The 12,490-nt window shown below is 63.0% G+C and carries 14 protein-coding genes; 5 read left to right on the plus strand and 9 right to left on the minus strand.

The annotated features are described in order from the left end of the window. Positions 1–438: 438 nt before the first annotated feature. The 3 genes from RM50_RS04535 to RM50_RS04545 form a co-directional block, all read right to left on the minus strand. On the minus strand, positions 439–945 hold the full coding sequence (locus RM50_RS04535; protein ID WP_156133835.1) for a hypothetical protein: 507 nt from the start codon (positions 943–945) through the stop codon (positions 439–441). Positions 946–989: 44 nt separating this feature from the next. Then, on the minus strand, positions 990–1,739 hold the full coding sequence (locus RM50_RS04540) for a M50 family metallopeptidase (protein ID WP_052259965.1): 750 nt from the start codon (positions 1,737–1,739) through the stop codon (positions 990–992). A gap of 86 nt (positions 1,740–1,825) precedes the next feature. Beyond that, a complete protein-coding gene (locus tag RM50_RS04545; RefSeq protein WP_043450442.1) occupies positions 1,826–2,116 on the minus strand; it encodes a hypothetical protein in 291 nt (96 codons plus the stop codon). 107 nt (positions 2,117–2,223) lie between these two features. On the opposite strand from RM50_RS04545, the gene RM50_RS04550 reads away from it, so the two are divergent. Further along, positions 2,224–2,757 (plus strand): hypothetical protein, encoded by a 534-nt coding sequence (locus tag RM50_RS04550; RefSeq protein WP_043450444.1) that lies wholly within the window; start codon positions 2,224–2,226, stop codon positions 2,755–2,757. A gap of 169 nt (positions 2,758–2,926) precedes the next feature. Then, positions 2,927–3,235, plus strand: coding sequence for a hypothetical protein (locus tag RM50_RS04555; protein WP_043450446.1), 309 nt, complete (start codon positions 2,927–2,929; stop codon positions 3,233–3,235). A gap of 126 nt (positions 3,236–3,361) precedes the next feature. Here the strand turns inward: RM50_RS04555 and RM50_RS20165 are convergent, their stop codons facing one another. The 5 genes from RM50_RS20165 to RM50_RS04580 form a co-directional block, all read right to left on the minus strand. Continuing rightward, on the minus strand, positions 3,362–4,039 hold the full coding sequence (locus RM50_RS20165; protein ID WP_052259966.1) for a signal peptidase I: 678 nt from the start codon (positions 4,037–4,039) through the stop codon (positions 3,362–3,364). 177 nt (positions 4,040–4,216) lie between these two features. After that, a complete protein-coding gene (locus tag RM50_RS04565) occupies positions 4,217–4,951 on the minus strand; it encodes a hypothetical protein (RefSeq protein ID WP_043450447.1) in 735 nt (244 codons plus the stop codon). 192 nt (positions 4,952–5,143) lie between these two features. Then, positions 5,144–6,634 (minus strand): hypothetical protein, encoded by a 1,491-nt coding sequence (locus RM50_RS04570; protein WP_043450448.1) that lies wholly within the window; start codon positions 6,632–6,634, stop codon positions 5,144–5,146. Continuing rightward, positions 6,627–6,932 (minus strand): hypothetical protein, encoded by a 306-nt coding sequence (locus tag RM50_RS04575; RefSeq protein WP_043450449.1) that lies wholly within the window; start codon positions 6,930–6,932, stop codon positions 6,627–6,629. The genes RM50_RS04570 and RM50_RS04575 overlap by 8 nt, the downstream gene beginning before the upstream one ends. 5 nt (positions 6,933–6,937) lie before the next feature. Then, positions 6,938–7,165 carry a helix-turn-helix domain-containing protein gene (locus RM50_RS04580; protein ID WP_167562156.1) on the minus strand — a complete coding sequence of 76 codons (228 nt, stop codon included), beginning with the start codon at positions 7,163–7,165 and terminating at the stop codon, positions 6,938–6,940. Positions 7,166–7,292: 127 nt separating this feature from the next. Between RM50_RS04580 and RM50_RS20170 the strand changes: the two genes are divergently transcribed. Continuing rightward, positions 7,293–7,682 (plus strand): hypothetical protein, encoded by a 390-nt coding sequence (locus RM50_RS20170; RefSeq protein WP_082006975.1) that lies wholly within the window; start codon positions 7,293–7,295, stop codon positions 7,680–7,682. Positions 7,683–7,691: 9 nt separating this feature from the next. Here RM50_RS20170 and RM50_RS04590 read toward each other — a convergent pair whose 3' ends face one another. Then, entirely contained in the window at positions 7,692–10,490 is a 2,799-nt protein-coding gene (locus tag RM50_RS04590) for a hypothetical protein (RefSeq protein ID WP_043450454.1), read from the minus strand. Positions 10,491–11,304: 814 nt separating this feature from the next. On the opposite strand from RM50_RS04590, the gene RM50_RS04595 reads away from it, so the two are divergent. Then, a complete protein-coding gene (locus RM50_RS04595) occupies positions 11,305–11,829 on the plus strand; it encodes a hypothetical protein (protein WP_043450456.1) in 525 nt (174 codons plus the stop codon). 92 nt (positions 11,830–11,921) lie between these two features. Further along, on the plus strand, positions 11,922–12,329 hold the full coding sequence (locus RM50_RS04600; RefSeq protein ID WP_043450457.1) for a hypothetical protein: 408 nt from the start codon (positions 11,922–11,924) through the stop codon (positions 12,327–12,329). Positions 12,330–12,490 lie beyond the last annotated feature (161 nt).

A 12,490-nucleotide genomic window follows, 5' to 3' on the forward strand; every position in this document is an offset into this window, starting at 1 on the left:
AAAAGGCCTCCAAGACAACGTCCTGACGGCCTTCTCGTGGGCACATCTTCCGTGACGAGAGCGGTACCGTTCGCCGGCCGCGCAGCAGGTAGAAAGGGACAAAGACCCTGCTGGGTAGAGGGCTGGGCGCATCCTCTGCAATAAGAGCGGCGCCCGTGTTGCCAGCTCACAAACCCCATGTGTGCGGCGATCTCAAGAAGTGTCACCGCAAACGAAAAAGACCGCCAGGACGTTATCCTGGCGGCCTTCCCGCAGGCACATCTTTGCGACGAGAGCGGTGCCCGTTTGCCGCCCACCCAGCAGGTAGAAAGGGACGAAGACCCTGCCGGGCAGGCGGCTGGGCACATCTTCTGCAAAAGAGTGGCGCCCGTGTTTTCCCGGCTGACAAACATCATGTGTGCGGCGGATCCAAGAAGCGTCACCGCCGGCGCAGCAGCTCTAGTCCAGGATGTAAAAGACCCGGTCGTTCCCGCTGGCGCTCTTGATGGTAGCGGTGCGGATTTCGCCTCGCTCCCCTTTCTTCTTCACGGTTCGCGCGTCGAGGCCGAGTATCTTTCCGGCCTCCACTGCAGAAATCCCGGGCGGCGGCTCCTTCGGCCCGCCCCTCCGTGCTGCGGCCTGCCGCAGGCGCATCAGCTCGTTCCGTTCCTTCTTCTTTGGTCCATGGGTGGAATGAGCGGATGAAGCATTTGCCAGGCCCTCCACCTCTGCGACCTGCTTCCAGGTGGCACCCGCGTCACGGGCTGCATCCACATAGGGTTGCAACTGCTCCTTGGCGTCACCGAAGATCACAGCACGTACCCGCAGTTCGATGAGGGCACGCGTGAGCGGATCCAACGCGTCCGGACTTTCCATTTCGGGGAAAAACTCACGTACGAGTTCTGCCTGGAACTTCCGAGATCGCTCTCGGATGAGCTCTTCGTCAATGGCTTTATTGTGTACCATACGCGCAACTGTACATGACCGGCGGTCCGAATGGCATGTAAGGCTTAGACGCCCAGCTGGAGCAGCGGTACGGCTGCCGCAACGGTCGCGTACCAGCTGGCAGCAATACCGGCCCCAAGAAGGGTCAGCCAGATGCCGGCCGGCACGCCTGTCGTCAGGGCCAGGATGTGCGCGTCCGAAGAATCCAGGTCCTCCGGGTATTTCGTGTGGATGGCCAGGACCTCGCCGAAGCTCCGGAGCGAACCGACAAGAAGGAACGCGCCAAGGATCAGCGCAGCGTGTGCGTTGATCTGTGCGTCATCCACCCATACGAGAGCCAGGGTGGCCGCTGCAGACCCGGCCACGACCGCGGCCCCGAAGAGGTTGCGGATGGCCAGCAGGGACAGCAGCACGAGCACCCCGCCGATGGAGAGCGCCGGCTGCGCCCACCCGGCCAGGGCCGCCCACACCAGCACCCCGCCGACGGCGGCCGGGACCGGATAGCCCCAGAAAACCCACCAGGCGGCAGGTGCTCCAGCGACATCGTAGGTGTGCGTCCGGCCTGAGTGGTCAGAGTGGATCCGAATGCCGGTAACGAAGCGGCCGGTAGAGATTGCCGCGACGGCGTGCCCCAGCTCATGGACCAGGGTCGTGAAGAGGCTGGCGTAATTCCAGAGTGCCGGCAGGCACAGGACGCCGGCGCCCAGGAAGACGATAAAGACCTCCCAGGCGGGAATTGCCGGCACCTGGGCGTGGGCAAAACCGCCGGCGAGCTTTCCTCCCAGGAGGCCCAGAAAATCCGTCGTGGGCTGCATTTCGTCCTTCTATCTGCTGTCGGTCTACAGGAGTGCACCCCGGCATCCGGGGGAGTGGACGTCGGGGTGCGTCGGTGGTTGGCGGGCTAGGCGGCTGTCGGGGCGGGGGAGTGTGTTTCGATTGCCGCCTCTGCTGCGATCAGGATGTCGTTGAGGTGTTCGACGGTCAGCTTGGGATCTTCTTCGGCGACCGTGTCGAGCAGTAGGCGGAGTTCCGGCAGTCTGGACTCGAGTTCGCACACGTAGAACCAGGCGGTGTCGGGGAGCGGTGTGCCAAAGCACTCGGCCTTTACCTGCTCATCGGCGAGCAGGTTTAGCACGGTGAGCAGCCGTTCCGTGGGGTAGCGGGTGGCGATGCTGGTGACGGTCCCTGCCATCTTTTTGTCTCCTTCAGTTCGGTTTAGCGGGATGATCCAAGCTTAAGCAAAATACGTATCCCTGTCTATGCTAAAGGCCAAAAAGCGTAGTGCCGTATACTGCAAGGATGAGCATCGACTTCGACCCGGTCGGCCGCGCCGTTGATTCCGGGCGCCTGCAGGCTGCCCTTGGCTTCAATCGACAGCGCCTGAACGCCTTGGTGAGCACCAGCTACGATCATGGCGTCGGCGCCGCCCTGCCGCGGCCTGTGGGCATCCTGGGCGGCTCAATGGTCTGGGATGCAGAAGAGCTCCAGGAGGCTCTGCCGGCCATCCTGGAAGCCCGCCAGCGCGTGGTGCGGAACGCTCCACGTATCGCCAGGGAGCCGGTGTCCCAGGAGGCCCTGGCCGCATACCGCGAGCACCACAAGGGGGTTCCCCACGTCCTGGGCCTGATGGATGCAGAAATGATCGCGGCGCATTTCAATCTGGGACCAGCCGGCGCACGGTACCCGGGGGAGTGGGCAAGCCGCGGGAAGCTCCTCCCTGAGCCTGCGGGGGTGATCGGAACCAGGCGCGTGTGGGCCGTCGAGGACGTGAAGGGGCGGGAGGATCTGATCCTCAAGCACCTGGCCCGCCGGCGCGAGATTTCGCGCCACTGAGACGCTCCGTCGATGGCCAGGGGTCCGCTTCTTCGCGATAACCCTCGCAGATAGCCCCATATCGCCAAACCCATAAAGGGGAGTGATGTCGATCACAAAAACGGGCTATTTTGGGCCGATTTGCTGCCAATCGGGGAGAGTACGCCCCACTGCCGCACACCTTAAAGGTATGACTACAATTCCTACGGCCAAGATGCGCCGCACCGAACCGCCCGTAACCGCAGCAACCGACACGATCCGCCTCAACTTTCACTCGCTCACCCGAATGGTCCTTCCTCGCGCTATCTGCCAGACATGCTGGCTCAACATCGTCGGGGTGAGCACCGGATCGATCGAGCGTGGAGCGATCGTGGAGGTCGAGCACGACTGCCCGCACAACGTTGAGCCGGACCTCGTCCTCTTCCACGCCCTCGAAGGGCTGCCGCAGGAGGACTACTGGATGATGACCGACCCCTGGAATGACGGAGCACCCGCCTAAGAGCTGGAAGCCAGGAAGTAGAGAAGGACCCTCGCTTGATCCCCATCAGCGAGGGTCCTTCTCCTTGTGCGGGCCCCGTTGCCCGCCGAGGGTCCGGACGCTCCGCAAGGACGTCCGGAAGCTTACTTAGTGGCGTCCGCGCAGCCGGCCGAACGCCTTGCGCCACGGGATCATGACCCACAGGGCAAACGCCACTGCGCAGCCACCAAGCCACTGCAGCTTCGTAGCCACCGAAATGCCGGCGAACCACTGGTTCACGTAGCCGACGTAGGGCACGCCGTACATAACCTTGCCCACGACCTGGCCGGGCACGATGGGCTCATCCGGGATGTTGTTGGCATCGCCCTTTGTGGTGAACCCGGCGACGCCGTTCACTGAGTCAGGCCCGTTGCCCAGGCTGACCGAGGTGATGCGGTGGGTGATGAGGAAGCTGGCGTCACCGCTGACCGGCTGGTAGGTGACCACGTCGCCGACCTTGTAGGACCGGACATCATCCTGGTGCTGAATGATGACGTCGTCACCCGGGAAGTAGACGGGCTGCATGGACTGCGTCAGGACAGTCATCCTCTGCAGGGGCTGGCCCTGGGAGTACTTCGAGACGATCTGCGAGGCAGCTGGGGCGACGCCATCCGCGATGGTGATCGCGAAGAAGGATGCGAGGACCGTTGCGAAGAATATCCAGCAGAAAATCTTGGCTGAGATGTCCACCGCGCGCTGGAAGCGCTGGAAGCGCGAACGCGGCTGCACTCCGGTCATGGTCGGCGTCTCGGCTTCTGGCGCCTCAACGTAGCTGGCAGTGGTCATTGGGGATCTCTTTCGGCTGGTCTTTACGGTACACCATAAATACATATCGAGTCTAAGGCATAAGCCTTCCCTGCGCAACAGGTCGGGTGCATCAGGACTGTTGCAGTGGCTGAACCGGCGGAGGGCAAACAGAAAGGCCCCGGCCGACAAGCCGGGGCCCTTCTACTGGCTGAGGACCTAGCGGGCCTGCTTCATGTGGTAGGTGATCGCGGACAGGTCGGCCTCGGTGCCCTGGACGGTGTTGTCCGTCGAGGAGAGGGCGTAATCGATGATCACAACGCCAAAGAGCTTCGGCGTGCCGTCGGTCAGCGTGCCGTCGTTCAGGTCAGCTTCTCCGCCGTTCAGGGCCGGCTGGTTGAAGTGCACGACCGCGGTCGGTCCAGTGCCGTCCAGTGGAGCCGATGCCAGCGCCTGAGCCGGGTTGAAGGTGGCCGGATCATAGGTCCCCTTGCCCACGTAGACATGTCCGGTGACGCCGGAGCCCGGGGCAGCCAGCGCGTTGGTCAGCGCGCCGCCCACGGGAAGCTCAACGATCAGGTCGGCCTTCAGGTTGTTACCGATCATGGTGACAGCCTGGGCCTGGGCGATCGACATCTGGTCACCAGGGACGGCGCGGAAGGTGGCCAGGTCGATGGGCGTCGGCGCCGCCTTGTCCGAGGAGGTGTCGAAGTAACCCGGCTGGCCGCTCAAGGCGTCTCCGAGCTTACCTCCCTGGATCTTCTCGCCGGGCGTCGTGATCGACTTCTCCCAGTTCGCGTTGGTCACCCCGAGGGCGCCGCCGCCTGTGATCAGGGCGGCGCCGACGCCCAGGGCTGCCAGGCCCAAAAGGAGCTTCTTCTTCTTGGAGCCCTTCTGCTTGGCGGGAACGACAGAACCGGCAACCGGCTCGGCGGGGAATGCGTGCTTGCTCATGTAGGCCTTTCAGCGGATCTTGTAGCGGTTCGGTACTAGTCGTTCCGATGCTGCTCAGCATACATGAAAATGTAAGGGATGCGTTACTTATCGAGGAGCTTTTTCTATGTCCCTCCTAGCCGTTTTTCACCGAAAGCAGAAGACCCCTTCCCGGATGACCGAGAAGGGGTCTGAGCGGGTTACCTGCCTGACTTACCAGGGCCGCCCTGCAGCCGCCAAGACGCCCAACACGAAGTTCCGGTGATCCTCGTCGGCACGCCATTTTCCAGCACCGATGAACCCGCCGTAGCTTCCGCCAAAGAGAGCTTCGGTGCCCATGCTCAACACCTCGTACGCCGCACCGAAGTGCTCGGCGTTCCCCAGGACCGATCCCTCGCCAGAGAAACGCCGATCGTCGTCCATCCGGTCGTACTCACGGCCGATGTAGGTATCCACGAAGCGGTCTTTGCGGACCTGGACCTTGGGGATGGCAGGGTTCCACGTCTCCAGCGGTTCACGCTCCCCGTTGGCCAGGGTGGTGCGCCTGGTAACGAAGGCGCTCTCCAGTCGCAGGATGTCGACCGAGGTGTGCTCGAATCGGTGCGCGAGTTCGTGGACAGCGGTTGCGTAGCCAAGTGGCTTCCCGGCGACGCCCGTCAGCGTGTGGTCCATGACCGTGAGCGTAGGGAGCTCCATCATCTCGAACATAGGCCCTATGGGGCGTCTCCAGACGCTGCCGGGCTCGTACATCTCCCAGCCTTCGCCATCGGGCTTTACTGCAGGATCGCTGGAGGGGCGGCCACGCATCCCGTCATGAACCTCCCAGTAAACCTCCCGGTACCAGGCTTTCCCTTCTTCCGGGTTCCCTTCACCGACAGGGTTGCCGTCCAGGGGTTCATACGAGATCTGCTTGTTGGAGCGCTTACTCGATTCGCTCTGTGTGAGCTGGTAGAAGTCGTCGGCCAAAGGCCGGCTCTTGTCCTCCACCCGCTCGGAGGGGCTGTACGAGGCTTCCTGAGCGCTAGTGGTGAAGACGGCCGGCGCCTCACCGAAGTCGTTGGATTTCGCCAGCCAGTCAGAGGGGTAGACTTGCACGGCATTCTCAAAGAGTTCCCTGGCCGCGTCATCACCGGCGAGACGGCTGAAGGCCATCCGGCCACCCACACTGCGAATCTCGGCAACGGCAGCGCGGTATCCGCCCGCCAAGCGCCCGAGGTCGTCGAGCGTCTGCTCATCCTGCCCGGTGTATACCGTGTTGAACAGGGCTGCTGCAGCTGCTTCTTCTTCTGGGGTGGCATCGTCGGAGAGCGCCACGCGCTCCTCCTCGTCGGCTGCAGCATCAAAGCGCTTCTCCCAGGCGGCCTGAACTTCCTCGGAGGTGATGCCGGCCAGCTCCTCGGCACGCCTGGCAACAAGGGCTCCCAGCGCTACTACCGCCTGCTCTTCCGTCCCGTATATGCGAAGGATCTCGTCGCGTTCCTCTGACTCGTACTTGAGGGCCTCCCCTATCTGGGCGGCCAGGTTTGCGATTTCCATGTCCCTTTCGGGAGCAACACTGACTTCGAGGTATTCAGGGAGATCCTCGGCTTTGGTCCCGGCGTTGACGGCCTCCGTGTAGGCCCTCTGGTATGCCGCGATATACGCGGGGTTGCTGCACTTGCCGTTGCACCGCCGTCCGCCCTTTTCGCTTTGGGCCCTACACATGGGTGACACCCTCAGCCAGGTATTTCAGGACCTCCAGCGGTACCTTGCGGAATTCGACGCGCCCGGGGGCGAAAGCTGCCATCGCAGCGAGGGCCTCGAGGGGAGTCTCCGCACCTGCGGTGACCTCGCAACGCCGGAAGTGGTAGGTCAGGCCGGTGCGTGCAGCCTTTCTGGCCATGTCGCCGAGGTGCTTACCGCCAGGACTGTTGGTGAAGATTTTGTTGCACCAGGCGACACCGTGTCCGTCAATGGAGATGGCAACGACGGGGCCGGTGGGGTATTTGAGTTTTCTGGCCATGAGATTCAGTGACCTTTCTGCTCTGCGCTGTTGCCGGCGAGGAGGGTCTCCAAGGCGGAAAGACCACCTGTGGCCAGGGCTTCAATCGCCGCTTTGTTGAAGTAGCGGTGGCCGCCGTCGGCGTATCGGATGGGCTCAATCGGGAAGCTGCCGCGGTTGAGCCGCTGCTGGAGGGCGCCCCTGGTCATGCCCAGGCAGGCGGCCGCCTCGCCTATGGTCAGGTTCTCTTGCAATGTGTTTGTATACATACAAACAAGGTTAAAGGAAGTCACCGACTACCGCTACTGCAGCCTGGACGGCGCGCCGGCAACGGTTCACGTGAGCTTTGTTTGTACCCGTTCAAGCGCTAGGGTGCGGGGCATGGCTTCTAAAACTCCTCCGCAGATCTGGGCCCTGGACGCTGTACGTCCACTTGCCGAAGACCTCGTCAAACAGGCCCGCGCCGGCCTCAAGACCACCGAGGCGGGCCTTGTGCCGGCCGACGGCCAGGAAGCCCGCCCCGGACTCCTGCAGCCCGCTCTGATGCTGGCCCTGATCGATACCCTGACCGCGGAGCTTGAAGCCGCCGGCCGTGAACTCGTCCAGGAATACTGCGAGAGCCGCAAGGCCGCGGAGGGCCTGTCCGCCCGCAAGGTGATGGAGACTGAGCTAGGCCCCTCGATGGGTATGGCCAGGGCCTCTGTCGCCACTGCATTTGGGTACCAACGCGGGACGGGCCCCCGGCCGAAGCACAGGGACCCGTCCCAGTAGGTTCACCGGCTAGAAGTCGGTGTGCACCTCCATATCCGAGTGCTCGGCGGGATCGAAGTCCTGGTTCTCGCCCTCGAAGGCCGCCAGGCGGAGCGCCCAGAGGCGCTGCTTGCCCGATGGTGTGGCCTTGGAGGGAACGCTCGGCTTCCGGTTGCCCTTGCTGTCCAACACCAGGTGCTGGATGAGGTCCTGTTCCAGCCGCTCGACCGTGGTGCCACAGATCTTGGCCGCTTCGCTGGGGATCAGGACGACGACGTTCTCGCCGAGGTACGTGTGGTACCAACCCAGGAGCTTGACCCTGATTCCATCGGCGGGGATGTAGGCCGCCTTCCAGTTGTCGGCGATCATGCAGGAACCGGAGGCGGTGGCGTCGGCCAGCTTGGCCAGTTGACCTTCGGCTCCGCCGCCTCGGCGGATGACGTCGTTCTGCCAGGCGAAGGCAGCCTTCATGATGAGTTCCCGAGACTGCTGGACGCGAGTTTTGTACTCCTCGGAGCTGATGGCGCCCTCTTCGAATGCGAGGGTCAGGAACAGCTCGATCCCCATCACCGGGGTGGCCGCGACCTCGTAACGGCGGTCGTCCTCGATGCCGGGGAAGTCGATCTGCAAGCCCACCTGAACTTGCTGCCGCATCGTCTCGTGGAACTCGATCCAGTGGTCCAGCTGGGCCTGGCCGCCGTTGACAGGGTAGAGCCCATCGCCGGTGTGGAAGAGCGCGACGCCCTTGACTACCTCCAGGACTGCGAGGCTGTACGCCAAGTTACCCAGAGGGTTCTTTGCGTGGCGCATCGCCACATGGGCATCCTCGGAGGAGGCGAACGAGTTCGCCTTGGTCACCGATGCCAGCAGGAGCCGGTCCATCGAGGATTCGGCGCCGTAGGGGATCGCCTTGCGCTCCATGGTGATCGAGAAGAAGGGGCTGGAAGGGTCGGCCTTCTCAGGGTTCCACTCGCCTGTGTCCTTGTTCTGGACCAGGCGGCTGCGGGCGTAGTCGGCTCCACCGTAGCCGCGGCGGAGCAGCATGTTGATGGCTTTGACGCCGTTTTCGATGGCCGTACGGCCGCCGGCGGACAGGTCCTGGAAGTCGTCGACGAACAGGGGCACCATGTGGCAGCCGGCGCCGAGCTGGCCGACCGCACCGGGAGATGCCTCGAAGTTGGCCATGGAGATCTTGCTGCCCAGGAGGCTGCGGGCCATGTCCATGATGGTCGTCTTGCCGGAGCCCTTGGCGCCGACGCTGCCGTACGTGCCCTTGGGCTTGACGCCGTGGATGGCGGTGATTGCCTGGCCAAGGGGGAGCAGGAAGGCGGTGGGGTCCACGCAGATGTCCCACATATCGAACACGTGGCGGAAGGCTGCCCGCTTGGTCTCCTCGTCGATCTGGTGCGGATCAGGCAGGACGAATCCCGACATGGTCTCCTCGCTGACCTTCGCGCGGAGGTGCGTGATCTTGTCCTCGGGGCCGATGGCGCCCTCGGTGTCCATGAACCGGGTCACCCCGTCCTTGTCGACCTTGAGCCCGGTGCGCTTGACCACGTCGACCAGCTCCTGGGTGGAGACGTTCCGGATGACACGGGTGATCATCTCGATGTCCTTCGTGAACACGCTGAGGTTGGCACCGACACCGGAAGGCAGGCGGTCCAGCCAGCGGCGCGGGTTTTCCAGCTCGGCCGTTGACAAGCCCTCAACCAGGTAGGCCTGCGGGACGCCGTGAACCTTGGTTGTGACCTCCAGGTCGTAGCGCATGACCTGGATCATCTCCGGGCGCAGGTCGTTGAACTCCGCGTAGGAACGGACGATCCGAGCGGCCGCGTGCATGAGGATCCGGCCAGGGAGCTTGGTTGACCCCACCTGGGTCGGAGGGAAGGCGGTCACACCCTCAGTGAAGTCCATGACTGGCATGTCGTTTTCGCCGGCGCGCTGCTGAGCGGTGACGGCCGGCCGGGGCGGCAGCTTGGTCGTGGCATCCTGCATGAGGCGCAGCAGCTTGAGCGACCGGGAGCTGGGGAGCTGGGATGCCAAGTAGTCATCCAGACCGCCGGTCTTGGAGTAGGCCGGAACGTCAGCGACCCGGACCTTACCGCCGGTGCAGGTCTTGAGGTGTGCGACGAGGAGCTTTGCGGCCCTGTACACGTTCGGGTTGCTGGCAACATCCTTGTCAAAGATGATGACCGTGTCGGAGTCCTTGGGGTTCTCCATCTGTTCGGAGTCCATGAGCAGCAGATCCCAGTCCTGGCTGAACTTGCCGTCCTTCACGCTGCCGGTGCAGCCCGGGATCCCCACGAAGAGGACCTCGTCGATGTATCCGCCTGCCACTGCCTGGGAGATTGCGGCCCGAAGCTGGGCCGTTCCCTCGATGACGGCGGTCCTCTTGGCCTTGCCGACCATGTGCATCTGCAACCGGTGCACGAAGGGGCCGTTGGAGGCGCCCTTTGCGAACAGGTACTTGCCCCAGCCGTCCTCCTTGGCGACGCCGACGTCCTCAGGCTTGAGGTCAGGGCGGTACTGGTTGGTGACGTTGCCCCGGATGTCGACGTGCTCGAAGACCAGCCCGGGGAAGATGACGTCGCCGTGCTTCTTGGCGTGAAACTGAAGTTCCTCGGGCAGTCCATCAACGTCCGTAACGGTGTAGGCCTGCGCGTGGTCGGGGTGGATGGCCCGGGCGGCGAAGAACGCTTTGTGCTCCTCGGAGAGGTAGCGGCTCACGGCCTTTTCTGCGACGGCCTCGACGGTCGTGGTGACTTCCTGGACCGGGGCCTGTGCTGCTGCTTCGATGACTGACTCGAGGTCGATGGTGCTCGCGGACATGTTGGTCCTCTTTCTGCGGTAAGCGGTACTGCACTGATGCCCGTGCGCGGCTGTTGCGGAAAGTGAGCGCGTTCCGCAGGGGTCTAGTTGGGAGGTTCGGTGATGCCTCGAGCGGCGATGAGTCCAGCTTCTCATAGATGTTTGTAAATGTCCAAACACTTTTTCGGAACATCGTGTTCCTGTTTTGTTCCGGTTTTTGTTCCAGCCCCGAAAGCCCCTACTTCCCTTTATCTATAAGGATTTTTGTTAGTTAGAAGTAGGTAGGAACAAGCGGAACAGAGATTTTAGGGATTACGCGGGAGAACCCCTTCGTGCAGCTGCTGCGTCATTTGAGGGAGGAGAGTTTTCTCCTTAGTCCCTGTGGAGCGTGTTCCATCTGTTCCAAATGTTCCAATCGCCTGGATCCCAGCGCTGGCGCGGATTTTCACGGTGGGACCCGGAACAAAAACAGGAACACGCCCTGTTCCGGAACTTCCTATGGGGCTGGCTACCTTCAAGTGCAGCGCATCCCTCATTGCCGCCCTGGCACACCGGGCAGCCAGCGGCCGCGGCCGCTGGCTGCCCGGTGTCATGTCCGCCTCAGGGGCGGTGCTCAAGTTGCTCACAGGGTTTCTATGCCGAGCAGATCCCAGCGGGTGTCACTTTCTGCAACAGGGCACGCTTTGCCGGCGGACCTGTGCCATTTTCACTTCCGACCAGGACATGCCGGCCGAGCCCGATGGCTCCGCGAAGATTCCCCACTGCAGGACTACCGAATGGACGCCAACACGTGTTATGATTAATGTCAGTAAGGAACATTAGGGAAAGAGGAACCATGACCACCGAAACGATCATCACCGCCGGCTACTACCGGCCGGACGTCGCAGTGAAGCTCGACATGTTGCGGGACCGCTTCGGTTACTCGGAATCCCAGTTCGCCGGCCTGTACGGCAAGAGCCTGACCCTGGCCGTCGTACGCGGCGGGGAACTGACCGTCCTTGAAGGCCGGCTTGAAGTTATCCTCGGCGGCTACGCCCACTTCCTCCCTAAAGGTTGCCGGACGCCGGAGACCACCCTGCGTGCCTCGGACGTCATCGGCCACGTTGGCGGCTACGGCTACGCCTCCCAGGTCGCCCTGAACACCCAAGGCGAGTTCAACCGCATCACCACCGAAGACGTCCGCGGCTTCCTCGCCAAGCGAGAGATGGTGGAGCAGGAAGACGCAGCCCGCAAGACCGCAGAGGCTATCGCCCGGATCTGCCGTGACGTACAGATCGCCCAGGAAGAGCGGCGCGAAGCTGACGCCAAGATCCTGTCCCTCCTGGAATCGCCGGCAGACCCCGTACAGCTCGCCGCTTAGCCAACAGAAAACGACACCCGTAGAAATGCGGGCGGCATAGAAAGCACGAAACCCGCAAGCCCGACTTACACGCGAACGAAAGAGAGACCGTCGTGACCCAGAACCAGAACCAGAACCGGCCGGAGAAGCTGACCGACCTGCAGAATCACGAGAAGTTCCTCGCGGCATACGAAGCGATGAGCGAAGAGGAGAAGGCCGCACACATCAACCAGCACGAGGCGATCATCGACACAGCCGTGGAAATCTTCGAGATGGCCACCGGGTACTCCGGTGTGGACGTGCGCGTGGAAGGCCACTTCGGCAAAGACGTCCTCATCTACAGGGGACGGTACATCTGGATCAAGCGCGAATTCGGGGTGGACCGCCGCTACCCCGTCGAGGTCCAGCTGGCCCAGGTCGCGCGGGGCCTCGGATTGATCGAGAAGGAATACAAGAACTGGGAGTTCGAGAAGGAACTCCGCGAGCTCCTCGCAACGGCCGACACGAAGAAGAAGGACTAATCATGGCCGAGAGCCAAGACCTTATCCCCCTCGCTGCAGCGGCGATTGCCCTCGGCTACACACCTGCGTCGGCCATCGTGCTTATCTCCAAGGGGCGCTTCCCGGTGCCGGTGCACAAGCAGGGCCGCTACAGCTTTGTGGCCCGTGCCGACGTCGAGGCA

This window comes from Pseudarthrobacter phenanthrenivorans (assembly GCF_000813845.1).
Classification (GTDB): domain Bacteria; phylum Actinomycetota; class Actinomycetes; order Actinomycetales; family Micrococcaceae; genus Arthrobacter; species Arthrobacter phenanthrenivorans_B.

Excerpts from the sequence above, each read along its gene's own strand:
- RM50_RS04550 (WP_043450444.1), top strand. The coding sequence starts at position 2,224 with ATGAGCATCGACTTCGACCCGGTCGGCCGCGCCGTTGATTCCGGGCGC.
- RM50_RS20165 (WP_052259966.1), bottom strand. The coding sequence starts at position 4,039 with ATGACCACTGCCAGCTACGTTGAGGCGCCAGAAGCCGAGACGCCGACC.
- RM50_RS04565 (WP_043450447.1), bottom strand. The coding sequence starts at position 4,951 with ATGAGCAAGCACGCATTCCCCGCCGAGCCGGTTGCCGGTTCTGTCGTT.
- RM50_RS04595 (WP_043450456.1), top strand. The coding sequence starts at position 11,305 with ATGACCACCGAAACGATCATCACCGCCGGCTACTACCGGCCGGACGTC.
- RM50_RS04545 (WP_043450442.1), bottom strand. The coding sequence starts at position 2,116 with ATGGCAGGGACCGTCACCAGCATCGCCACCCGCTACCCCACGGAACGG.
- RM50_RS04575 (WP_043450449.1), bottom strand. The coding sequence starts at position 6,932 with ATGGCCAGAAAACTCAAATACCCCACCGGCCCCGTCGTTGCCATCTCC.
- RM50_RS04540 (WP_052259965.1), bottom strand. The coding sequence starts at position 1,739 with ATGCAGCCCACGACGGATTTTCTGGGCCTCCTGGGAGGAAAGCTCGCC.
- RM50_RS04555 (WP_043450446.1), top strand. The coding sequence starts at position 2,927 with ATGACTACAATTCCTACGGCCAAGATGCGCCGCACCGAACCGCCCGTA.
- RM50_RS20170 (WP_082006975.1), top strand. The coding sequence starts at position 7,293 with ATGGCTTCTAAAACTCCTCCGCAGATCTGGGCCCTGGACGCTGTACGT.
- RM50_RS04590 (WP_043450454.1), bottom strand. The coding sequence starts at position 10,490 with ATGTCCGCGAGCACCATCGACCTCGAGTCAGTCATCGAAGCAGCAGCA.
- RM50_RS04535 (WP_156133835.1), bottom strand. The coding sequence starts at position 945 with ATGGTACACAATAAAGCCATTGACGAAGAGCTCATCCGAGAGCGATCT.
- RM50_RS04570 (WP_043450448.1), bottom strand. The coding sequence starts at position 6,634 with ATGTGTAGGGCCCAAAGCGAAAAGGGCGGACGGCGGTGCAACGGCAAG.